General features: G+C 69.8%; 19 protein-coding genes and 3 pseudogenes. 13 read left to right on the top strand and 9 right to left on the bottom strand.

Annotated features, from left to right (window positions below):
* Positions 1–235: pseudogene (locus IEZ13_RS45380) on the top strand (CBM96 family carbohydrate-binding protein); the annotation flags it as partial.
* Positions 236–275: 40 nt separating this feature from the next.
* On the opposite strand, the gene IEZ13_RS45375 reads toward IEZ13_RS45380, so the two are convergent.
* Positions 276–1,247 carry a hypothetical protein gene (locus IEZ13_RS45375; protein WP_183227973.1) on the bottom strand — a complete coding sequence of 324 codons (972 nt, stop codon included), beginning with the start codon at positions 1,245–1,247 and terminating at the stop codon, positions 276–278.
* 173 nt (positions 1,248–1,420) lie between these two features.
* On the opposite strand from IEZ13_RS45375, the gene IEZ13_RS45370 reads away from it, so the two are divergent.
* The 3 genes and pseudogenes from IEZ13_RS45370 to IEZ13_RS48130 form a co-directional block, all read left to right on the top strand.
* On the top strand, positions 1,421–4,066 hold the full coding sequence (locus IEZ13_RS45370) for a PEP/pyruvate-binding domain-containing protein (protein WP_203834201.1): 2,646 nt from the start codon (positions 1,421–1,423) through the stop codon (positions 4,064–4,066).
* Positions 4,067–4,280: 214 nt separating this feature from the next.
* A pseudogene (locus tag IEZ13_RS48135) lies at positions 4,281–4,985 on the top strand (PA domain-containing protein); the annotation flags it as partial.
* Positions 4,986–5,012: 27 nt separating this feature from the next.
* A pseudogene (locus IEZ13_RS48130) lies at positions 5,013–5,708 on the top strand (M28 family metallopeptidase); the annotation flags it as partial.
* Between the two features lie 164 nt (positions 5,709–5,872).
* Here IEZ13_RS48130 and IEZ13_RS45360 read toward each other — a convergent pair.
* The 3 genes from IEZ13_RS45360 to IEZ13_RS45350 form a co-directional block, all read right to left on the bottom strand.
* Positions 5,873–6,334 carry a hypothetical protein gene (locus IEZ13_RS45360; RefSeq protein WP_183227974.1) on the bottom strand — a complete coding sequence of 154 codons (462 nt, stop codon included), beginning with the start codon at positions 6,332–6,334 and terminating at the stop codon, positions 5,873–5,875.
* Positions 6,335–6,739: 405 nt separating this feature from the next.
* Positions 6,740–7,420: a molybdopterin-dependent oxidoreductase gene (locus IEZ13_RS45355; protein ID WP_183227975.1), complete on the bottom strand. Its 681-nt coding sequence runs from the start codon at positions 7,418–7,420 to the stop codon at positions 6,740–6,742.
* 138 nt (positions 7,421–7,558) lie between these two features.
* Positions 7,559–7,798 (bottom strand): hypothetical protein, encoded by a 240-nt coding sequence (locus IEZ13_RS45350; protein WP_183227976.1) that lies wholly within the window; start codon positions 7,796–7,798, stop codon positions 7,559–7,561.
* A 174-nt stretch (positions 7,799–7,972) separates the two neighbouring features.
* Between IEZ13_RS45350 and IEZ13_RS45345 the strand changes: the two genes are divergently transcribed.
* From IEZ13_RS45345 to IEZ13_RS45335, 3 genes are all read left to right on the top strand, one after another.
* A complete protein-coding gene (locus IEZ13_RS45345; RefSeq protein WP_183227977.1) occupies positions 7,973–8,572 on the top strand; it encodes a DUF4291 domain-containing protein in 600 nt (199 codons plus the stop codon).
* Between the two features lie 197 nt (positions 8,573–8,769).
* On the top strand, positions 8,770–9,939 hold the full coding sequence (locus IEZ13_RS45340) for a calcium-binding protein (protein ID WP_183227978.1): 1,170 nt from the start codon (positions 8,770–8,772) through the stop codon (positions 9,937–9,939).
* 136 nt (positions 9,940–10,075) lie between these two features.
* Positions 10,076–10,618, top strand: a complete 543-nt coding sequence (locus IEZ13_RS45335; RefSeq protein ID WP_183227979.1) for a hypothetical protein — start codon at positions 10,076–10,078, stop codon at positions 10,616–10,618.
* A gap of 41 nt (positions 10,619–10,659) precedes the next feature.
* Here IEZ13_RS45335 and IEZ13_RS45330 read toward each other — a convergent pair whose 3' ends face one another.
* The 4 genes from IEZ13_RS45330 to IEZ13_RS45315 all read right to left on the bottom strand — a co-directional run bounded on the left by IEZ13_RS45330 (position 10,660) and on the right by IEZ13_RS45315 (position 13,244).
* Positions 10,660–11,526 (bottom strand): HEAT repeat domain-containing protein, encoded by an 867-nt coding sequence (locus IEZ13_RS45330; protein WP_183227980.1) that lies wholly within the window; start codon positions 11,524–11,526, stop codon positions 10,660–10,662.
* Positions 11,527–11,665: 139 nt separating this feature from the next.
* Positions 11,666–12,046 carry a hypothetical protein gene (locus tag IEZ13_RS45325; protein WP_183227981.1) on the bottom strand — a complete coding sequence of 127 codons (381 nt, stop codon included), beginning with the start codon at positions 12,044–12,046 and terminating at the stop codon, positions 11,666–11,668.
* 453 nt (positions 12,047–12,499) lie between these two features.
* Positions 12,500–12,964: a DIP1984 family protein gene (locus tag IEZ13_RS45320; protein WP_183227982.1), complete on the bottom strand. Its 465-nt coding sequence runs from the start codon at positions 12,962–12,964 to the stop codon at positions 12,500–12,502.
* 79 nt (positions 12,965–13,043) lie between these two features.
* Positions 13,044–13,244, bottom strand: a complete 201-nt coding sequence (locus IEZ13_RS45315; RefSeq protein ID WP_183227983.1) for a hypothetical protein — start codon at positions 13,242–13,244, stop codon at positions 13,044–13,046.
* A gap of 102 nt (positions 13,245–13,346) precedes the next feature.
* Here IEZ13_RS45315 and IEZ13_RS45310 point away from each other — a divergent pair, with 102 nt between their 5' ends.
* Together IEZ13_RS45310 and IEZ13_RS45305 are read left to right on the top strand one after the other, a co-directional pair.
* The gene (locus tag IEZ13_RS45310; protein ID WP_183227984.1) at positions 13,347–14,906 is read left to right on the top strand and encodes a methyl-accepting chemotaxis protein; all 1,560 of its coding nucleotides are present in this window, start codon (positions 13,347–13,349) and stop codon (positions 14,904–14,906) included.
* 358 nt (positions 14,907–15,264) lie between these two features.
* Positions 15,265–15,663 carry an Rv0361 family membrane protein gene (locus IEZ13_RS45305; protein WP_183227985.1) on the top strand — a complete coding sequence of 133 codons (399 nt, stop codon included), beginning with the start codon at positions 15,265–15,267 and terminating at the stop codon, positions 15,661–15,663.
* Between the two features lie 71 nt (positions 15,664–15,734).
* Here IEZ13_RS45305 and IEZ13_RS45300 read toward each other — a convergent pair whose 3' ends face one another.
* Positions 15,735–17,768 (bottom strand): AAA family ATPase, encoded by a 2,034-nt coding sequence (locus IEZ13_RS45300; protein WP_183227986.1) that lies wholly within the window; start codon positions 17,766–17,768, stop codon positions 15,735–15,737.
* Positions 17,769–17,885: 117 nt separating this feature from the next.
* On the opposite strand from IEZ13_RS45300, the gene IEZ13_RS45295 reads away from it, so the two are divergent.
* The 4 genes from IEZ13_RS45295 (at position 17,886) to IEZ13_RS45280 (ending at position 22,646) form a co-directional block, all read left to right on the top strand.
* Positions 17,886–19,298, top strand: a complete 1,413-nt coding sequence (locus IEZ13_RS45295; protein ID WP_183227987.1) for an FAD-dependent oxidoreductase — start codon at positions 17,886–17,888, stop codon at positions 19,296–19,298.
* 99 nt (positions 19,299–19,397) lie between these two features.
* On the top strand, positions 19,398–21,269 hold the full coding sequence (locus IEZ13_RS45290; RefSeq protein ID WP_183227988.1) for a hypothetical protein: 1,872 nt from the start codon (positions 19,398–19,400) through the stop codon (positions 21,267–21,269).
* Positions 21,270–21,363: 94 nt separating this feature from the next.
* Positions 21,364–21,825: a peptidoglycan-binding domain-containing protein gene (locus IEZ13_RS45285; protein ID WP_183227989.1), complete on the top strand. Its 462-nt coding sequence runs from the start codon at positions 21,364–21,366 to the stop codon at positions 21,823–21,825.
* Positions 21,826–22,028: 203 nt separating this feature from the next.
* Positions 22,029–22,646 (top strand): DUF4352 domain-containing protein, encoded by a 618-nt coding sequence (locus tag IEZ13_RS45280; protein ID WP_183227990.1) that lies wholly within the window; start codon positions 22,029–22,031, stop codon positions 22,644–22,646.
* The last annotated feature ends 213 nt before the right edge of the window (positions 22,647–22,859 follow it).

Here is a 22,859-nt window from a genome sequence, read left to right as displayed (position 1 = left end):
GGTCGCCGAGTGGGGCGGGTATCACCGGATCGGTAAGAAGACCGACAAGTCCGCCGTGTACAACAGTGTGATCCCGGAGTTGAAGAAGCGTCCCGCGATCAAGGCGATCGTGCACTTCGACACCAAGGCCGACGACCAGGGCAACCGGGACATCAGCATCGACAGCACCCCGGGCAGCCTCGCCGCCTTCAAGAAGCTCGCCGCCAACCCCATCTTCAACGTCAAGCTGAGCTGACAACGACACTGAGGCCGTCACCCCACCAGGGGTGGCGGCCTCAGTGTTCGACCAGCACGGACTTCACCTCGGCGGTGATGCGGGCGTCGTACCGGTCGGTGGCGGCCGCCCACCCGGTCTCGCGCAGCGTGACGCCGGCCTTGACGTCGCGCCGGGCGGCGCCGTTGACGGTGGCCGAGCCGGCGCCTTTGTCCAGGCGTATCCGGATCGGGGCGCCCGCCTGGGTGCGAACGATGAGCTCACCGAGCGTGCCGGTGACCGTGAGCGGGACCGTGCCTGTCGGCTTGGGCAGTGTCAGCGCGCCGCGCGGCACGTCGCCGGCGAGCGCGAAGCCCGCGAGACCGCCGGCCCGCGCGTCCACGTCGAGTTCCCGCACCCCGTCGGTGACCTTGAGCGTCCAGGCGACCGCGGAGTTGAGCACCACCTCCGCGCCCGCCGTGACGACCGCGCCGGGCGCCAGGGCGAGCAGTGAGCCGTCGGCCGAATCGGTCAGTTGAGGTGCGACGTTCGGGTCGAGCGCGGCGACGGTGAACAGCGACTCACCCAGCGCCGCCGTGCGGATGCGCAGGCTGGTCGCCGCGCCGGTGATCTCCAGCCGCCGCTGCTTGACCGCGCCGAGCGGGGCGGTCAGCGGCACCGGCGCCGGGATCGCATCGGACGGGGCGGGCTGCGCGGTCGCCGCCGCGCGCGGCGTGGTCGGCTGGTAGGCCTCGGTCTGGCCGAGAATCACCCCCACGGTCAACGACACGAGTACGGCCGTGAACCCCAGCAACCGCCACGGCCTGCGGACCTGTTCATAGATGAGCACGACCCGTCCCACATCCGGTGGTGGAGGGCGGCGGACCGGGGCAGCCGGCGCGTCGGCGAGAGAGACCGGCCGTCCCGGAAGGGGAACGGTGGGCCGGCCGGCCGCCGGAACGCTGGACGGGGCGCCCGTGAAGACCCGCTGACGGAACTCGGGGACGGCGACCTCCGGAGACACATCGTGACGACGGTCGGACTGGTCGGCCACCCGGCACCTCCGCTCACCGGGACACCTGCCCCGCCGGTACGGGATACGGAAGGCGAACCCGTACCGGATCGATGAAGATCGTCGATTTCTGAGGATACGGCGTCGCCGATTCGACGGTGGCGTCGACCGGTGTTGGCTAGGGTCGGTTTACCCCCGCTCGGAGGAGGTTCGCCGTGCCCGCGGAGTCCCGGTTCGTGCTCGACTTCGCCGACATCGACGCCGGCATGCTGCCCGAGGTCGGTGGCAAGGCGGCCAATCTGGGGAAACTCGCCCGTGCCGGGTTGCCGGTGCCGCCGGGTGTCTGTGTGACGACCGATGCCTACCGGCAGACGGCCGATGCGGCGCCCGGTCTGGCCGGGATCATCGAGGAGCTGGCCGCCACCGCCCCGGACGACCTGCCGCGGTTGACCGAGCTCGCCGGCCGGGCCCGCGAGGCGCTGCTCGCCGCACCCCTGCCGGCCGAGGTCGCCGCCGCCGTCGCCGACGGGTACCGGGGCATGGACGCGGTCGCGGTGCGGTCCTCGGCCACCGCCGAGGACCTTCCGTTCGCCAGCTTCGCGGGCCAGCAGGACACCTACCTCAACGTCGTCGGTGAGACCGCGGTGCTCGACGCCGTACACCGTTGCTGGGCTTCGTTGTGGACCGACCGGGCCGTCACCTACCGGGCCGCGAACGGCATCGACCACCGCGCCGTCCGGCTCGCCGTGGTGATCCAGAGGATGGTCCAGTCGGCGGTCGCCGGTGTGCTGTTCACCGCCAATCCGGTCACCGGCCGCCGCCGGGAGGCGGTCATCGATGCCAGCCCGGGCCTGGGCGAATCGGTGGTGTCCGGCACGGTCAACCCCGACCACTTCGTGGTCGACACGGCCACCGGCAGGATCCGCGACCGCCGGCTCGGCGACAAACAGACTTTGATCAGAGGGGTACGGGGAGGAGGCGTCGAGCACGTCACCACACCCGGCGACACCGGTCGCGCATGCCTGACCGATGCACAGGTCCGGGCGGTCGCGGTCCTCGGAGCCCGGGTCGAGGCGAGCTACGACGGGCCGCAGGACATCGAGTGGGCCATCGACCCGGACGGCACCCTGTGGCTGACCCAGGCCCGGCCGATCACCACCCTCTACCCGCTGCCCGCCGCCCGGGACGGCCTGCGCGCCTACCTGTGCGTCACTCTCGCCCAGGGTCTGATCCGGCCGATCACCCCGCTCGGGCTGGCCACGTTCCGGCTGTTCAGCAGCAGTGTCGCGGAACTGTTCGGCCGCCCGGTCGCCGACCCGGTCGCGGGTGCGGCCGCGGGCGCCCAGGCCGGCCTGCGCATGTTCGTCGACCTGACCGGCGTCCTGCGGAGCCCGGCCGGCCGGATGATCGTGCCACGGCTGTTCGACGTGATGGAGGCGCGCGCCGCCGTGGTGATGCGGTCCCTGTTCGACCGGCCCGAGTTCGCGCTCACCCAGCGCTCCGTGCTGCCGTTCGTCGCCCGGCTCGCGGACGTCGCCGTCCGACACCGGCTGCCCCTGCACGCCGTACGCGCCCTGCGAAACCCGCAGCGGGTCCGCCGTGACCTCGACGCCCTGGCCGACCGCGCCCGCCGCCGTCTCGACCTGCCCGCCGGCACCACCGCCACCGCCCGGCTCGACCAGACCGAACAGGTCCTCGTCCACGAGGGCATCAGCGCCGTCATGCCGATCGCCGCACCGGCCGCGCTCGCCGGGTTCGGCCTGCTCGCGCTCGCCGGCCGGCTGCTGCCCGATCTGGCGCCGGGCGAGTTGCAGACGGTGCTGCGCGGCCTGCCGAACAACGTCACCACCGAGATGGACCTGGCCCTGTGGCAACTGTCCGGCCGGATCCGCGCCGCCGGCGAGACCCTCGACTCCGATCCCGGCACGCTGGCCGGCCACTACCACGCCGGCACCCTGCCGCCGGTCGCGCAGCAGGGTCTGGCCGACTTCCTCGACCGGTACGGCCACCGGGCCGTCGCCGAGATCGACCTCGGTCTGCCGCGCTGGTCCGAGGATCCCCGGCACGTGCTCGGTGTGCTTCTCAACTACCAGCGTCTCGACGACCCGGACGCCGCCCCGGACGCGGTGTTCGCGGCCGCCGCCCGCGAGGCCGAGGAGATGACCGCGACCCTGACCGGCCGCGCCCGTGGCAGGCTGCGCCGCCGCGCCGTCCGGTTCGCGCTGAACCGCGCCCGGGCCCTGGCCGGGCTGCGGGAGTTCCCGAAGTACTACTTCGTCGTCGTGCTCGCCGCGGCACGCCGGCAGTTCGCCGCGGTCGGCGCCGAACTGGCCGCCGCCGGCCGGATCGACACCGCCGACGACGTCTTCTTCCTCGACCTGCCGGAGATCCGCGCCGCGCTCGTCGGCCGCGACCAGCACGCCGTGGTCGCCGCCCGCCGCGCCGAATACGACCGGGAGATGCGCCGCCGGCAGATCCCGCGGGTGCTGCTGTCCGACGGCACCGAACCGGAACGCGAACTACCCCGCCCGGCCGCCCCGGACGGCGCGCTGTGCGGCACCCCGGCCTCCTCCGGTACGGTCACCGGCCCGGCCCGGGTGATCCTCGACCCGGTCGGCGCCCACCTCGAACCCGGCGAGATCCTGATCGCCCCGTCCACCGACCCCGGCTGGACGCCGCTGTTCCTCACGGCCGGCGGTCTCGTCATGGAGATGGGCGGCGCCAACTCGCACGGCGCCGTGGTGGCCCGCGAATACGGCATCCCGGCCGTCGTCGGCGTCCCCGACGCCACCACACTCCTGCACACCGGCCAGCAGGTCACCGTCGACGGCGCCACCGGCCTGATCACCAGCGCCGGCTGACCACTCACCTCGTCGCGGGCCACGTCCCGTATCGAACGAGTGTCTGCTGTGGACGACAATCGCCGGGTTGTCGTCCTGTTCCCCATGCGCTCCGAGCGACCACCGGAACAGGCCCGATCGGGCCATCCCTGACGTCGAGAACGCGGTTACATTCGGGCGACGCGTGTCACGAAGATTCGTGGAGATCAATCTGATCATCTCGTTCGGGGGAACCATGCGCATCCATTCCCGTAAGGGGGTTGTCGGCGTCGTATCGGTCGCCGCGACCCTGGCCCTACTCGTCGCCCAGCAGGCGCCGGCCGCCGCCACCCCACCCGGTGACCTGTTCGCCAAGATCCTGGTCAAACAGGTCACCGGAGCACACGCCAAGCAACATCTCGACGCTTTGCAGAGGATCGCCGACGCCAACGGCGGCAACCGTGCGGCCGGGACGCCCGGCTACACCGCCTCCCGTGACTACGTCGCCAACAAGCTGCGCAAAGCCGGCTACAAGGTCACGCTCGACCCGATCAACTTCGTCGAGGCCTGGACGGAGAACAGCCCGCCCACGCTCAACCAGACCGCTCCGAACAGCAGGACCTACGTCCCCAACGAGGACTTCTACACCTTCCAGCCCTCGCCCGCCGGCGACGTGACCGCACAGGTCCAGGGCGTCGACCTCACGCTGCCGCCGACCCCGGCGCCGACCTCGACCAGCGGATGCGAGACCGCCGACTTCAACGGCTTCGTGGCCGGCCGGATCGCGCTCATCCAGCGCGGCACGTGCGCGTTCGCCACCAAGATCCGCAACGCCGGGTTCGCCGGCGCCTCCGGGATCATCGTCTTCAACGAGGGGCAGCCCGGGCGTACCGACGCCTTCCCGCTCGACATCGGGGAGTGGCGGGCCGAGGTCCCGATGGTCTTCGCCGACTTCGCCGTCGGCAACGAACTCGCCGCCAATCCCGGGACCACCGTCCAGCTCAAGGTCGACTCCACCCTGACGCTGGGCACCAACCACAACGTGATCGCCGAGACCCGGACCGGCAACCCGAAGAACGTCGTGATGGTCGGCGCCCACCTGGACAGCGTGGAGGTCGGCCCCGGCATCAACGACAACGGCTCGGGCAGCGCCGCGATCCTCGAGACCGCCCTGCAGATGAAGCACTTCCCGGTCAAGAACAAGGTCCGCTTCGCGTTCTGGGCCGCCGAGGAGATCGGGCTGCTGGGTTCCGACCAGTACGTCGAGGGCCTGTCCACCGCCGAACGGGACCGGATCAAGCTGTACCTCAACTTCGACATGGTGGCCTCACCCAACTACGCCTACAAGCTGTACGACGGCGACAACTCCGACGCGGTGGGCTCGCCGGCCGGACCGCCCGGCTCCGCGCAGATCGAGAAGCAACTGGAGGCCTTCTTCGACTCCCGCGGACTCGACCACGTCGGCACCGACTTCGACGGCCGCTCCGACTACGGCCCGTTCATCGCGGTCGGCATTCCGGCCGGCGGCATCTTCACCGGCGCCGAAGGCATCAAGACGCCGGAGGAAGCGGCCCTGTTCGGCGGCACCGCCGGCGTCGCCTACGACATCTGCTACCACCAGGCCTGCGACACCACCGCCAACGTCAACCTGACCGCGCTCGACGTCAACGCCGACGCCATCGCCGACTCGACGGCCAGATTCGCCTTCAACACCACCGCCATCCCCTGAGCCGACCCTCCGGTGGTGAAGCGACGCTTCACCACCGGAGGCCCCAGCCGGATCTGACGGGACCGCCGACCTCAGTACTTGCCGCAACCACCGGCCGGCGGTCAGGGCTCAAGAAGGGCCTACCTCCGCCTCGCTGAGGCGTGCCAATCGCCAAGCTCACTGGCCAGCCCAGTGCAGAGGAACGTCCGGACGAGGCCCCACGCGCGATGGACGTCCAGGACGACGTCGCCGGTGAACCGTGCCAGCTCGTCCATGATCGGCACCTGGATGTACGCCTCGTTGGGCACGGTGCCGTCCCCGGCCAGGAGAAAGGACTGCGCGACCGGGGCAGCGACGACCTTGTGGATGACCGCGTGCTCGCCGCGGAAACCGATAGCCAGCCGCGGGGACTCGACGCTCGGAATCTCGACTTCGATGTAGCCACGGATACGGCGGCGGCGCAGTTGGCGGAAATGGTGGTCCAACTCCGCCGGGTCGGATCGTACCGGTGTGGGGTGGAAACGGCGCGATTTCAGTTCGGTCGCGGACCACACCACCTCCATCGCCGAAGTGTAGAGGCTCGCACCCTGACGCCGCTGCATGCGGGCGCCGGTGCGGCAGCAGGGTGAGCGCTCGCGCTACCGGGTCCTTGATGATGTCGTTGAGACGCGATCCGAACTATCCCTTGGCAGGAGATTTCAGCCGGTGATGCGGCCTTCGGCCGGGTCGACCACGAAGCACGCGCAATCCCAAAGACGTGGACCCCGGCCGCCCCGAGGATCAGCGTGAGCTCGTCATCCTCCTGCCGGACGTCAACCCGGTCGACATGCAGTCGGATGCCCTCCACGTACGGACCGTACAGCGGTGTCTCCCACTCACGCGAGGGCAATACGACCTGGTCCAGCGACTGAATCCTGAGCTACGGCGCGCCGATCTGACGGACGACCTGGCCGAGATCGGCTACCCGTTGACGGCATGTCGCGGCGGCATGGATGCAAAGAGATCATTCAAGACCGCTGACCGGTACGACGATCGCTCAGCGACCGCTCAGCCACGTACGCGGTCGGGGCGATCATCAGCCGGTACGGCAGCCTCACCAGCGGACTCGGCAGTCGCGGGTGCCGTTCCTCGAAGGCGACCCGGGCTCGGAGGTGTTCTTTCGACATGAGCCGGGGCTGCTCGGCGCGGAAGTCCATGGCGATGAGGTGCTTGACGCTCTTGTAGCCGTACTGGCTGGGGGACACGAGCCGCAGCGGCGCACCGTGCCTGTCATCGAGGGCGGCGCCGTTGAGACGGGTAGCCAGGAGCACGTCATCGGCGACGGCGTCCTCCCAGGTGAAGACGGCTTTGCGGCGATCGCCCGCACGGGCCACCAGGTACGGCGCGGGCGCGTCGGACATCCCCACCGAGGCGAGGACCTCCCGCAGCGGTACGCCGGTCCACACCAGCCCTGTCACCGACCACGTCGTGACGCAGTGGAAGTCGGCCGTGTGGTCACGCGGTCCGAGCGCCTGCAGGTCAGCGGCGGTCAGGACGGCGACCAGCTCGCCTTCGTTCTTGATCTCCAGTCTGGGCTCGGTCGGCATGGTGGGCGGAGGGAGGTGGGGCAGGTCGCTGAACCGGGGCATCTCCGCCATCAGGCGTTGCCCCGGCGGCAGTCCAGCGGCGCGCCGCGGCCAGTAGCGCATCGTGCGGTACTCCCTTCACCTGACGGTGCCGGCCTGCATCGGTCGAGCATCTTCCTGCCGGGTTCCCCTGACAGCCGCGAGTAAGCAATCGCCGTCAACGCCTCGACAAGAGTGCCCCTCAACCCGTCGGGATTGGCGTCAGCCGGAATGGTAGTAGGCCTTCGCGATCACGCGCAGCGCGTGGGTAAGGCCGGCGTAGCGGCCGTCGGCAGGGTCCATGGCCTGCCACTCCTGCGCCAGACTCTCGATCAGGTCGAGCATCGGGAGGTGGCTGTCGAGCAGCGCCTCCCCGCCGAATTGGTGCGCGACATAGGCGTACGCGTGATTGTCCTCATCGATGCAACGGATCAGGTAGCTGACAAGCTCTTGGTCGTCCATCGGCTCATCATGATGCAGAGGCTCATCGGCGGTTCCAGGCCGGAGCCGAAGTGGACCGGCCCACTGAGCGCGGTGCCGAGCATCGCACGGCAGGGCGAAATCAATTGGTCGGACAGCGCCCAGGGTGGCAGAGTTCCGCATCGATCAGATCTTGCCGGACGACAAGGTGGGCCGATGCCGTTGCTGCGCCAGATCCGCGCCGATTTCGACGCCGACACGATCGTGATGTACCAGGCGTTCGGGCCGGCGATCGCGGATGCGGCGCTGGCCGCCGGGCGATTCGTGGCGCCGTTCTCGTTCACCCGGATGACCTGGATCAAACCGTCCCTGCTGTGGTTGATGCACCGCAGCAACTGGGCTCGCAAGCCCGGCCAGGAACGTGTTCTGGCTGTCCGGGTCACCCGCGCCGGCTGGGAGCGGGCGCTGTCGCAGGCGGTCCTCACCGCGCCGGTGCCGGCGATCCACGGCAGCGCGGCCGCCTGGAGCACGGCGTTCGACGCCGCGAGCGTGCACGTGCAGTGGGATCCGGAACGGTCGGTACGGGGAACGGCGCTCAACCACTACAGCATCCAGGTCGGCATCGGCCGTGCGCTGATCCGCGCGTACGCCGAGCAGTGGGTCGTCGGCCTCACCGACGTCACCCCCACCGTGCACAAGATCGATGCGCTGATCCGAGCCGGCCATGCCGCCAAGACCCAACGGTTGCTTCCGCCGGAACGCCCTTACCCGCTCGACCCCGCAACCGCCCGCCGCATCCAGGCGGACACCGTATAGGAACGCGAACCGGCAGTTGATGTTCCGCAGCGTCCGCCTCGCGTCCCGTGCTTCGATGAAGTTCAGCCCGCTTCGCCGCCGATGGTTTGTGCGCGGCCAATCGCGCCCACTGGCGACCATCCCGTGCCCGGGGGGCGGCGTAAAGATTCCTGTCGATCTATGATGCGTGCGGTCGGCTCGTCGAGGGGAATCGTCTGATGTCACGCGTGTTCGGGCCGCTCCGTATCGTTCTCGTCCTGCTGCCTCTCCTCGCAATAGGCGCGGTGGCCGGACCGGCGGCAGCGTCATCCTGGGGCTACGCCTCGGCCGGTGTCACCCACGTCAAGTTCGACGCCGACTATCGGCTCGCCAACAAGGTCGTGATCACCCGTTCGGGGCGCACCGTCATCATCGACGACCGGGTCAGGATCAAGCCGGGTAAGGGCTGCAAGCAGGCGGCGGGCGACAGGACCAAGGTCCGTTGCAAAACGAAGAAGGCCCCCACCACGGTGGTCGCCTACGTCTGGGACCGAAACGACTCGGTGGTCAACAAGAGTGACCTGAGGCTCGAGGCCGAGGGCGGAGCGGGCGCGGACACGCTCGTCGGCGGGCCGAAGGCCGACAAGCTCTACGGCGACCGCTGGGGCAAGACCGGCAACGACAAGATCTACGGCGGGGACGGCAACGACTACATCGATGCCGGCGACGGCGCCGACTTCGTCTCCGGCGGCAACGGCAACGACACCATCGACGGTGACGAGAACAGCGTCACCGAGCCCGGCCGTCCCGGCAACGACGTGATCCACGGCGGCAACGGCGACGACACGATGAACGGCTTCGGCGGCGACGACCGGCTGTTCGGTGGCAACGGCAACGACGGTCTTCGCGGTAGCGACGGCCGCGACGCACTCGACGGCGGCGCCGGTAACGACGTGTTGATCGGTGACCTGGACCCGGCCCGTCTCGCAGCGGATGTGATGCGCGGCGGGGCCGGGGCCGACGAGGTGAGTTACGCGCACTACACCAAAGCCGTCACGGTCGACCTGGACGGTGCGTCCGGTGATGACGGAGCACCCGGAGAGCGCGACACCGTCGGCGCCGACATCGAGATCCTCACCGGCACGAGCGGCAACGACACCCTGACCGGCAATGCCGCACCCAATGAGATCGACGGCTATGGCGGGAACGACGCCATCATCGGTGGCGCCGGCAACGACTACCTGCTCGGGTCGGACGGCAACGACCGCATCTGGGGTTCCGAAGGCAACGACACGATAGAGACCCGCGGCGGCGTCAATCGTGCTGATGGAGGCCCCGACAGCGACGTGTGCGTGTCCCGGGTCCTCGAGGACACTCTCATCTCCTGCGAGGTTCATCGGCCCTGGTGACACCGCCTGTGAAGCAGCGGACCGCAGGCGCATCAGCGGCCGATGGGGCGTGCCCCGGGAGCAGAGCCGACCGCCGACAGCACAGTAGACCGTCGTTCTTTGCGCATGAGTTCGCCGGCCATGGAGAGTGGACCGCATGACGTGCATCGTCGGGATCACGGATGGGCGCACCGTCACCATTGGTGGGGACTCCGCAGGGAGCGACGGGTGGCACGTCGCGGTGCGGTCGGATTCCAAGGTTTTCCAGGTGGGGCCTTACCTGATGGGCTTCACGACCAGCTATCGGATGGGTCAACTCCTGCGGTACTCGCTGGATGTCGGTGAGCCCGACACCTGGGACGTCGACCGCTTCATGGTGACCACGTTCATCGAGGCCGTCCGCCAGTGCCTCTCCACAGGCGGTTATGCGAGGACCGAGAACGGCCAGGAGCAGGGCGGACAGTTCCTTGTCGGCATTCACGGCCGCCTCTATGTCGTCGGCGACGACTATCAGATCGGGCACACGATCTCCGGTTATGCCGCGGTAGGGTCCGGCTATCTGGTCGCCTTGGGGTCGTTGCACTCCACGGCCAGGACGCCCGATGTCAGTAGCCGGCAACGTGCGGTGATGGCGCTCGAGGCGGCGGCCGAGCTCACCGAGGGCGTGCGGCCGCCCTTCACCGTGGTGCAGTCGGAGTAAAGGGCGGCCAGGAGCGCCTGCCTGCGGAGAGGACCGCTGCTTCAGGACAGTTGCCGCAGCAGCGGCTCGCCGTATTTCGTCAGCGCGGCTCGGAGGTTGTCGGGCCACTCCTCGATCGGGTCCTCCAGGAAACGGTCCCGCTCTGCCAGCAGATAGGGGCGCAGGCGGGGAGCCGTGGTGGCGGCCGCGAGAGCGTACAGCGCCTCGGACACCAGCCCCGGGTCGGACGACTCCGGCGATGACTCCAGGAATTCGAGCAGCGGTTGCATCGCCCGTTCGTCGCCGCGGGCGGCCAGCCCGTGTACGGCCTCGCTGCGGGCGTCGATGTCGTCGTCGTTGAGCCGGTCGGCGAGCGCGTCGCGCAGCCGGGGGAAATCCTCGTCGGTCTGGCGCGCGAGGCCGAACGTGGCCCAGTCGCGCACCTTGGCGTCCTCGTCGGCAGAGAGCGTGATGAGGGTGTCGAGAGCTGCCGTGTTCGGGCGGCGAAGCAGACCGAACACGACGCCGAACCGGACCTCGGCGTCGGGATGGGCGTGCAGCCTGATCAGGGGCGCGAGGCTACGTTCATCGCCGATGTGCCCGAAACCGGTGGTGATCGAGTAGAGCACGTCCGGATCGGGTTCGTCCCGCACCATGGTGAGCAGAAGCGCCAGGGAACCCTCGCGGAACGGACCGTCGGCCGCGGCCTGGCCCGGCGCCGCACCGAGTTGGCTGAGCACGTCGGCGGCCAATTGACGGCGTGCGGCGTCGCGGTGGCCGGACAGCCGGGCGGCAATCTCAAGTGCCGTCTGCCCGCCGTGGACGTGAAGGTGCGAGATCAGCTCCCAACGGCGGTCCTCGTCGCCGACGGCGGCCGCTTGGAGCGCCTCGTCGAAGGCTTCGATCACGCTGACTTCCGGCATCGGCATAGCGGCCATCGTGTCCGGCCCGGGCCGGCGCGGCAACCGGGTTTGCGCCGGAAGACCTGCGATGGCAGTCCTGGTGCCTAACGGAACGGCACGCACGATCTGCGGCCGATGGGATGCGCGCAAGCGTGCCCGCGCTGACCTACCCCCGTTGGCGGCGACTGCGATCGACGCGGTCCTCGACCGCGTCAGGCTTCTGCATGCCCACGCGTGCTCGTCGTCGCAGCTTGGATGCGACAACGTCGCCCAATGGCGCGTCGGGACACTTACGCCACCGCTTGGTGAACCACATCGATTTCTTGGCCGATAGCCGGTCTTCGGCCCGCTCCGCGACCGGCTCGGCCATCGGGCCGGTTGCCCCGGCGAGGAGTTGATGCTCGCGGTGCCGGTCAGCGCGGTTGGGGACTCGCTTGTTGCGGCGGATGTTCCTACGAGAACTCTTGTCGTTCTCGCTGTAGGTGTTTCGCCTGTCTTTGGCGTAGCTCAGCGCCTTCTTCTCTTGCGGACTTCTACGCGTCGCCACGTCCACCCCCTCCCGTCGATCCTCATCGGCCTGGCACCTGCCGGTCAACCGAGACGGTCCGGCAGGTGCAGGTAGCGGGTACCCGAGCCTCTCGGCCTGAACCCGGACCTCACGGCCGTTTCAAGATCGATGGCTGCGGTGAGTGATGATGCCGGCGCCGGCGTGTCGGATATGGATGAAGCTCCGTTGAGACCAGGTCTTTCCACGGATCTGGTTCATACGGAGCTACGTCGGGCCGCGGAGTTCCCCATTCCCGCCCTCGCCGTCGTGGATCTGCACCCGGTGGTGTGCCGTGCCCGGTGCGCCGTCACTTGTGCTCCGTGCTGGGCATGCGATGTATGCCGGGGATTCGAACCCCAGCGCCTGCCCTCGGCGCGCCAAGAAAGGAGCCGATTTACCCGCCGGCTCTCGGGTCTGTGCACGCCTCCACGTCGGCTACCTGCTCCGCGCCTGTCAATCGAGTAGGTCGGCCTCCCAGTTGGTCCGCTGGATCAGTGTGTCGACCTCACGTAGCTGCCGGGCGAGGTCGTCGGCCTGGCGCCGCAGGTCGGCCACCGGCAGCGCCGGGATCATCTTCAGTTCGGAGCGCAGCTGCCGGAAGCCCCGCTGGCCTTCGCCGGCCGCAGCATCGGCCGCCGAGGTGACGATGCCGTGCCGCAGGCGCAGGACGTCGCGGCGGGCGAGCGCGTCGGTGAGGCTGCCTTCCTCGACCGGAGTGGCGGCGTTGGTCCTGTTGATCCGCCGGATCAGCGACTCGAGTTCGTCGAGCACCGCACCGGCCTCGGCCAGCAGCGCCGCGGCGTCCTCGGCCGGCGTCTCGCCTTCCTGGTAACGTGCGCTGCCGGTGACTCGGGAACGGAGCTGTTCAGCCCGACGCGACGCATCTGCGCGCAGCGCGAGAGCCTCGGCAAGTTTCATGGGCGCCAGTATGGCAGTCCAAGATCGACACCGCGCGACATTTTCTTGCCCGGCGTTGCGTGGGCTCAGCGTGCAAGGGTCAGGTCCCGGACGGCGTCCTTGTTCCCCGGATGCCGTGGAACTGCGGCCGCCGTTGGGGGTGCTGAGCAGGTCTTCCGTAGCCGTTGCCGCTGTTGCCGTTGATGGTGGTGACACTGTCGTTGCCCTTGGTGTCGAAGATCGTGCGGCAGGACGGGTCGTGGACGTCACGTGCGGACGATTTACCTGCTGCCCGGCGCACCCGATAGTGCGGTCAGGAGCAGGCTGCCTACAGGGGGACACGATGCTTGGTCGGTTGGGGCGGTTGCGGGTAGGCGCTCGTCTGGTGGTGTGCCTGGGCACGGTGACGGCTTTGTTCCTCGGGGCCGGGATCGTGGGCCTCGTCGCGTTGCGGGCGCAGGACCGGGCGGTGGCGCACATGAAGGACATGCTGTTGCTGAGCCGTGCGGTGCAGGAGATCAAGTATTTCAACTCCGACGTCAGTGGGTGGCAGGTCGCGTACGCGTGGGAGGCCGCCCTCGGCGATCCGAAGACGGCGGTCCAGCCCGACGCGGCCAGCCGCGCCGGCTACCTGGAGGTCGTCGGACGACTGCGCACCCATCTCGCCGACGTCGACACGACGGCTATGAGCGCGTCGGAGCTGAAGACCTTCCAGTCCATCCGCACCGACTGGGACGCGTTCCTCGCGATGGACGACGAGATCGCCGCGATGTTCGCCGAAGGCACCCCGAAGTCGGTCGCCAAGGCGAACGAGACCATCGGCGGCGCGTCCTGGGAGATCTACTTCCGGATCCTGGAGAACACGCAGGCGCTCGTGGACAGCGCCAAGCAGCGCAGCGATGTCGCCGCCGCGGAGGCGGCGGACGCCTCCCAGACCGCCCAGTGGCAGCTGGCCGCGGCGATGGGTGTGGCGTTGCTGCTGGCGGTTCCTCTGGTGTACGCGACCCGGCGCAGCATCGTCGCGCCGCTGACCGCGGCGGTGGCCACTCTCAAGGCCGTCGCGGGCCGGGACCTGACCCGGCGGGTCGACACCACGACCATGGGCGGCGAACTGCGCGACATGGGTGACGCGGTCAACGAGGCCGCCGACACGATGGGCTCGGCGGTCGCCCAGATCAAGGCCGATGCCGCCCGGCTGGCGCAGGCATCGCACGTGCTGCGCGAAGGCACGGGCAAGGTTGTCGCAGGCTCGGACGAGGCCGCGACCGGCGTCGGTAACGCCGCCGCCGCAGCCGCGGAGGTCAGCACCAACAGCCAGACAGTGGCTGCCGCCACCGGCGAGATGGAGATGTCGATCAAGGAGATCAGCCACAGCGCCACTCAGGCGGCCACCGTGTCCGGCGAAGCTTTGAGCGCGGCGAACGTCGCCGGTGAGCGCGTACGCCAGCTCACCAGCTCGTCGCTGGAGATCGGTGCGGTGGTAAAGGTCATCAACGCGATCGCCCAGCAGACGAACCTGCTCGCCCTCAACGCCACCATCGAGGCCGCCCGCGCCGGCGAGGCCGGCAAGGGCTTCGCCGTGGTCGCCGGCGAGGTCAAGGACCTCGCCCAGGAGACCGCCCGGGCCACGGAGGACATCAGCAACCGGGTCCGCACCATCCAGGAGGACAGCACCGGCGCCGCCGAGGTCATCGGCACGTTCCAGGACGTGATCGAACGGATCAACCAGTACGTGACGACGATCGCGAGCGCCGTCGACGAGCAGAGCGCCACAACGGCCGAGATGAGCCGTAACGTGGTCCACACCGCCAGCGGATCGGCCCAGATCGCCGAACACGTCACCGCGGTCGCCGACACGGTCCGGCACACCCACGACGCCGTAACCGCGAACACCGCCACCATCGACGAGCTTGCCCACATGGCGAATCAGATGAACCACACCGCCGCCACCTTCAACATCTGACCAGCGGGTGGGTACGTCCTGCGCTGAGTGACGAAGGCTTGAACGCAGCCTCGCCGACGGTCGCCGACGATGCCGGATCCGCGGTGGAGATGACGGACTGTGGCACGACGAAGCTCCGTTTGAACCAGGTCCGTGGAAAGACTGGTCTCAACGGAGCTTCGTCCATATTCGGCACGCTGGATAACGGGGGAGGTCGGGGTGGACCGCTCATCTTTTATGGGTCTAAATTGGCGGGTTTCATCTTAACGAGACGTTGAGGACGGCCCGCCGAGCTTGTATCGGGCCGCTAGGCTCAATCGGCATGGTGATGCCTATGCGCCAACCCGTTCCATCCCCGCCGAGCCGCACGCTACGGACGGTGGTGATCATCGTCGGCGTTGTTGTGGTGCTGTGCACATGTGTGGTGGCCGGGGGTTACTTCTTCGTCAGTGGGATACAGGAGGCAACCGGACCGGCTCGCCAGGCCGCCGAGGAATTCGTCGCTGATCTGGAATCGGGTAATTCCGATGCCGCTTATGGTCGCCTCTGTGCCGATACAACGAGCGATTTCACGCGCGAGGCATTTGTTCAAGGGCTCAGCGGGCAGCCCGCCATTCGTAGCCACGAGATCGTCGGCGTGAACGTTTCGAACGTCAACGGCCGAGTATCGGCGACCGTTACCGCGAATCTCACGCTCGATAGTGGTTTTGTCGACCGGCCCACGTTCCCGCTTGTCCAGGAGGATGGGCAGTGGAAGGTGTGTGGGCAGCCGTTCTGACGAAAGACGCCGCAGCGCGCGAAATGCGTTGCACGATACCGCGACGGTAGGTTGGAACTGCTGGCCGCGGGCTACGAGCGGGTGTCCGGGCGGACGTCGCCGATCTCGACCGTCCAGAGCAGGTCGGTCAGGTGGTCGAGCGCCTTCGCCAGGTAGCGCCGATAGGTGCTCAGCGGCAGCCCGAGGATCTGCGCCGCGGCCTCCTGGCTGGGCGCCGCTCGCAGGTAGGTCCGGTCCAGCACCGCCCGCAGCCGATCACCCCGTGGCTCCGCGCCCAGACGAGCCACCCCGTCCTCGATCACGGCCCGCAACCGGTCGACGTCTGGTCCGGAAGTGGTGGCGGCGAGAGCTGTGCCGAGCAACGGACTGCCGGCGAGACGGTCGGGCCGGTGCAGCGCTGGCAACGCGGCCCGCACCGCGGCGCCGAACCGTGCGCGGTCCAGTGGAGGCGGCCGCAGCAGCGCGGCGGGCGGCGGCCCGGTCGCTCCGGTGCGTCCGCGCTCGTGCATCAGGTCGAACCAGGTGTCGACCGGGATGCGCCGCCAGTCGATGCCGTAGACGACATGCCGCCGGCCACCGGAGTCCACCTCGACCAGGCGGGCGAAGGCCATGTAGTCGAAGAACGGCCCCCAGTGGTCAGGGTCGACGGTGACGATGAACGACCAGGCCAGCGGGTGGGTCAACCATTCGACGATGCTGGAGACCGGACCGGCCAGCAGGGCGTACCGATCACGTTGATGCTCGTCGGCGCCGGACAGGAAGCGGGAGATGTCGACGAGTTCGCCGGGGCGGGCCGGGGCCTCCCGTGCCACGTGGGCGAGCACCGCGCGTACCACCGGATCCTGTTCCTCCAGTCCGGAGCCGGTGGGGCACAGCAGGTTGAGGGCCAGCCCGGCGACGCGGCCGGCGCTTCGTACCACGCTGAGCTGTTGGGGTTGCACCGTGAGCCACGCCCGGGCGAGGTCGGCGCTGGCCGGCCCCTCGAATCGTTCGATGACGTCGCACACCTGGTCGTGTTCGTCCGGCCGGGCGGTGACGACATGGGTCGAGCCCTGCGCCCGCAGCCCGGCCAGCGTGCCGGCGAGGGGACTGCTGCGCAGCAGGAAGAACAGCTGTTGTGCGTGCAACTGCGCATCCGGGCCGGGGGCGGCGCGCAGCCGGGACACCGCCTCGATGTAGACCGTCCAGCGGGTCCGGCGGAACGGTTCCGGCGCCCTCCGCTCGAACTCGGCATGCAGCACGTCCCGGACCAGGTCGTGGATCGAGAGCCCGTGCGGGCCGCTGGTGATGAACGGCTGGCCCGCCAGCCACCGCCACACCGCGGGCGCGTCGGCGCCGACCAGGCGGCGCAGCAGATCCTCGGTGGTCAGCCACGCCACCGCGCACGTGGCCAGGCCGGTCAGATACGCCTCACCGGGCACGTCACGCAGGAACGACTCCAGCAACGCGGAGATCAGGTCCGGGGCGTCCGCGAGGCTGCCGGGAACCCTTCCGGCAGCGGCCTGATCGGCCAGCAACGCCATGGTCAGCGGATGGCCGCGCGCGAGCGTCAGCAGGTGCGGGCGCAGGTCCGGCGCCACACCGGCGTGGGCGAGCAGATCATCACCCTCGGCGGGGCCGAGTGGGCGAAGACGGTGCACCGCGGTCAGGTCACCCCAGCCGGGATCGGTGCGCCAGGGCGCGCTCGGCGGATCGCGCCCGGCCAGCACCACGACGGTGTCCGCGCTCAAAGTGGGCAGCAGCGTGTCGCGCAGCCAGCCGTCGACCGGGGTCAGCTGCTCGTATCCGTCGACCAGCAGCACCGCGCCGGCCGGAAGACCATCGCGATCACCGAGGGCGAGCCGGATGGCTGCGGCGACACCCGGCGGTGCCGCGTCGATGTCACGACCATCGATTTGTACGGGGATGCGCCCGGCCACCCGCACCCGCGCGGCGAACTCGTGCAGCAGGGTGGTCTTGCCGATGCCGCCCTCGCCGTGCACGAACAGCACCCGGCAGGTGCCGCGCCCGTGCAGAGCGTCGTCGAAGCAGGCGAGTTCCCGTTCCCGGCCGACGAATCGCCGCCGCCGCGCGGCCTCCAGCAGGTCGCCGAGGTTCCCCGACATGCCCCCACTGTTCTCCCGCCGCACCGTTTTGGACAGCGTTTGACGCCGTTCTGACGTGGAAGGTGAGCGCCGATCCGGCCGATCCTCGGGCACATCACTGCGACACGGAGGTGCCCGATGTCCCGGATCATCGTTCTCGGTGCCGGCCTGTGCGGCCTGTCCACCGCCCTGCTGCTGTCCCGCGACGGCCACGACATCACCGTTCTGGAACGGGACCCGGCCGAGCCGCCGCCCGGCGAGGAATGGGCCCGTTGGCAGCGGTCCGGCGTCAACCAGTTCCGGCTGCCACACATCCTGCTGCCACGCTGGCGCGACCTGATGGACCGCGAGCTGCCCGACGTCCTCGAGCGTCTCGAAGCCGTCGGCGGGCTGCGGATCAACCTGCTCGACCTGCTGCCGGCGGCACAGCGCGGCCCCTGGCAGGTAGGCGACGAGCGCTTCACCACCGTCACGGCGCGCCGCCCCGTACTGGAGGGGGTTCTGGCCTCGATCGCCGCCGGCGCCGCCGGCATCCGGATCCGGCGCGGGGTCACCGTCACCGGTCTGCTCACCGATGACCAAACCGCAGATGTACGGATCCCGCGCGTGGCCGGTGTTCTCGCCGAGGGCGGACGCACCTTCCGGGCCGACCTGGTGGTGGACTGCTGCGGACGGCGCTCGCCGTTGAGCGCGTGGCTGTCCGCGGCCGGCGCCCGGCATCCGGCCGAGGAGCGCGCCGACTGCGGTTTCGTCTACTTCAGCCGCGACTTCCGGGCCCGCACCGGATCCCTGCCGCAGGGCCGCACCGGTGTCCTGCAACGCCACGAGTCGATGTCGATCCTGACCGTGCCCGCCGACAACGGCGCCTGGAGCATCGTCCTGATCGTGAGCAGCCGCGACCGGGCGATGCGGGCCCTGCGCGACCCCGCACGGTGGGATGCCGCGCTCGCCCTCTACCCGCTGGCCGCGCACTGGCGCGACGGCGAGCCGAGCCCCGGCGTGGACGTCATGGCCGGGATCGAGGACCGGCACCGGGACCTGCTCGTCGACGGAAACCCGGTGGCCACCGGCATTCTCGCCGTCGGTGACTCGTGGGCCTGCACCAATCCGTCGCTCGGGCGCGGCGCCACCATCGGCCTGCTGCACGCCATCGGCCTGCGCGACGTGCTCCGCGACACCGGTACCGCCGACCACGACAAACTCGCACGCCGCTTCCACGAGTGGACGGCGACGGTCGTCGAGCCGATGTACCGGGCCACGCTGTGGTACGACCGGCACCGGCTGGCCGAACTCGACGCCGACGCCGCGGGCACGCCGTACCGGACCGACGATGCCCGTTGGGCGTTCAGCCTGGCCGTCCTCGCCGCGGCCGCCGCCGACCCGGAGATCGCCCGCGCCCACCAGTCCCTCGGGTCGTTGCTGGCCACCCCGGACGAGATCGTCGCCCGCCCCGGCCTGGCCGAGAAGATCATGCGGCTGGGCGGCGGCGCCCCGCGCTACCCGCTGCCGGGCCCCACCCGCCCGGAACTGCTGGCCACCATCAGCGCCTGACGTCGGTGGGGAAGGTTCGCGCCCGGCCGGGCTTGAGGAGCGTCGCGAGGTGGCGTAGACAGGGACTGTCCTCAATGGGCTGTCGATGGGGGTGTCCCGATGTGGCGCCGACTTCTGCTCGTGGCTCTGGCCGTGCTCGCCGGGGCGGCGCCGTCCAGTGCCGCCGTCGCCGCCGCTGATCAGTGGGTGGGTGAAGGGCTGCTGCCGTTTCCCAGCGACCGGTTCACGGTCGCCGACCGGAGCAGCCCGACCGGGCGGCGGGTGCACTTCCCGGCCGGGTCGCTTCCCGCGAACGTGGCCGGCACCCACATCGACCCGGCCGAGTGGAACCGGCAGGACGGGTTCAGTCCGGGCACGCCGATCCTGGTGCACGTGCCGGGCCTCGATCCGGTGACCAGCGGCATCGCGCCGGTCACCGACATCGGGCGGTCGCTGCGGCCGGACGCGCCGATCGTGTTGCTGAACACGCGGACCGGGCAGCGGACACCGTACTGGGCGGAACTCGACGCGCACGCCGCCGACGACCCGGCCCGGCAGTTGCTCATCATCCGGCCGGCGGTGGCGCTGAGCGAGGCGACCCGGTATCTCGTCGTGCTGCGGGGGCTGCGCGACCGTACCGGTGCGTGGATTCCCGCTCCTGATCGGGCGGTGTCACAGCGCCAGGGACATCATCTCTACCTGACGTGGGACTTCACCGTCGCGAGTAGGGCCGGGCTCACCGGGCGGGTGCTGCGGATGCGCGACGCCGCGTTCGCCGCGCTCGGGCGGGCCGCGCCGGCGTTCACGATCGGGCAGGTCACCGACTACACCGCCGAGCAGGACGCGCGGATCGCCCGTCAGGTGCGCGGCACGGTCACGGTGCCGAGCTATCTGACCGGCGCCGGCGGTCCCGGATCGCGGCTGAACTACCCGCCGGGCGGGGAGCTGCCGGCCGCGTCGGGCACGACCTACGCCGCCGAGTTCGTGTGCAACATCCCCCGTGGCGTGACCGCGCAGAAGCCGGCTCACCTGTCGCTCTACGGTCACGGGCTGCTCGGCGCGCCCACCGAGATCAACGCCGGAAACGTCAAACAGATGGCGTACGACCACGGCTTCCTGTTCTGCGCGACGAGCTGGATCGGGCTGTCGGCGGCGGACATCCCGTTCGTGGCCGGTGTCTGGAGCGACCTGAGCGGCTTCCCCTCCGTACCCGATCGGTTGCAGCAAAGCTTCTTGAATTTCCTCTTCCTCGGACGGGCGATGGTGGCGAACGGCGGGTTCGACGCGCATCCCGCCTTCCAGGACGGGCAGGGCCGCAGCCTGCTCGACCGGCGCGGCGGCCTGCACTACGACGGCAACTCCCAGGGCGGCATCAACGGGGGAGCGCTGACCGCGATCGCCCAGGACTGGACGCGCGCGGTCCTCGGCGTGCCCGGCATGAACTACAGCACGATGTTGCAGCGCAGCACCGCCTTCGCGCCGTTCCAGCAGCTGATGGACCGGTCCTACCCGGACAGGACCGATCAGCAGGTCATCTTTGGGCTGTTGCAGATGCTGTGGGATCGCGGCGAGGCCAACGGGTACGCCCAGCACCTCACCTCCCGGCCGCTGCCGGGCACACCCGTGCACCAGGTGCTGATGCACGTCGCGTTCGGTGACCATCAGGTCTCCCCGGCCGCCGCGCAGGTGCAGGCCCGGACCATCGGGGCGCGACTGCACCGGCCCGCGCTGGCCCCGGGCTGGTCCGACGAGGTGGTGCCGTTCTGGGGCATCGGCGCGATCCGGTCCTACCCGTACCGTGGCTCGGCGCTCGTGGTGTGGAACAGCGGTGAGGCGTACGCGCCGCCGCCGACCAACCTCGCACCCAGCGACCCCCGGTACGGGCCGGACCCGCACGAGTTTCCGCGCGCCCAGCCGGGCGCCCAGTCGCAGAAGGCGGCGTTCCTGCTCACCGGCCGGGTGATCGACGTCTGCGGCGGGCCCTGCCCCTGACAGCGCCCCACCGACCCGTGTCCGCAGATCAAGGACAGTACCGGCGACGTGAGCCGGAGCGGGCGGTATGACGAGGTGGAAGGAGGCGATGGAGATGGCAGGCACATTGAGCCCGTGGCCGCAGATCAGCCAGGGCGCCAAGGAGCATCCGGTTCCCACCCTGCAATACCTGCTGCGGGCGCGCGGCAAGACGGTGACGGTCGACGGCATCTTCGGGCCACAGACCGACGCCGCGGTGCGAGCCTTCCAGCACGACCGGGGCCTCAAGGTCGACGGCATCGTCGGCCCGAAGACCTGGGCCGCGCTGATCATCCAGGTCGAAGAGGGTGCGCAGGGCGACGCCGTGCGCGGTGTGCAGGAGGAGTTCCAGTTCCGCAACCTCTCCGGTGATCCGTCGCAGGGCCTCGCGGTCGACGGGATCTTCGGCCCGGAGACCGACGCGGCGGTACGCGGCTTCCAGTCCGCGATTCACGCCGACGTCCCATCGATGGCAGTCGACGGCATCGTCGGCCCGATGACCTGGCAGGCGCTCGTCAGCGGGATGCTGTCGTTCTGACCCAGGCGGGCCGTGCCCGGCTCCGGGCCCCTTGTCCGGAGCCGGGTGCGACGTGAACCTTCCGGCGCCCGCCAGGACCTGACCCGAAGAGCCGCCGGAAGGTCACGTCTTGTCCGATCAGGCGAAGTATGCTGCTGATCGGGCGATATCGGTGGCGCCATCGGCGATGAAAGGGAAGCAGACGGTTCTCGTGGAGCGGTCCGATGGCAGACGAACCCGGTTCACGGCGCCGCCCTGATCCGGCTGCCTATCGCCCACTGCGGAGAACGCCCACCCCGTTCAAGGTGGCGATCGCGCTCGTCGTCTCCGGGGTCGTGGTGATCGCCCTGTTCGCGGCCGGGATCGTTGCGGAACGGGTGAGCCGGGACCCGGCGGTCACCGCCGCGGACACACCGGCGAAAACTCACACGAACAAGACAAAGAAACCATCGGGAATCGGCGATCCGGTACGCGATGGCAAGTTCGAGTTCGTGGTCTCCCACGTCGACTGTTCGCGCGCCATCGTCGGGACCGAACATCTCCGGCGCACCGCACAGGGCCGGTACTGCGTAGTCACCCTGTCGGTGCGCAACATTGCCGACGAGCCGAAATACTTCCTCGGGCTCGCCCAGAAGGCGCGGGACGTCAACGGCGCCGACTACGGATACGACGAGATCGCCGGCCTTTACGCCAACCGCGACACCGAGACGTTCCTGGAGAAGCTGGATCCCGGCGAACGGGTGACCGGCAAACTCGTCTTCGACATCCCCGACGGGGTTGGGCTCGCCGCCCTGGAACTGCACGACTCCCCGCTCTCCGGCGGCGTGACCGTCACCCTTTGAACGACGGTCAGGTCGTCTGCCGGCCCGTTGACGCCATCGCACGGTTACCCACGCTGACCAGGTACGCGGTCCCCGGCGCCCTCGAACAGCGACGATGCGCGGAAGGCACGCCGTCCCGGCCATTTCGGTAAACCCGGCGTTCTCGTGGCCGATCAACCGTGGCGAGTCGCTCGCCCCGGGGCCTGTTTGGCCGCAACCGGGTGGCACCGGTTC

Origin of the sequence: Actinoplanes campanulatus, assembly GCF_014647795.1 — a bacterium.
Lineage (GTDB): Bacteria > Actinomycetota > Actinomycetes > Mycobacteriales > Micromonosporaceae > Actinoplanes > Actinoplanes campanulatus.
Note: the sequence above shows the minus strand (reverse complement) of the source record. Positions and strands in the feature narration are given on the sequence as shown.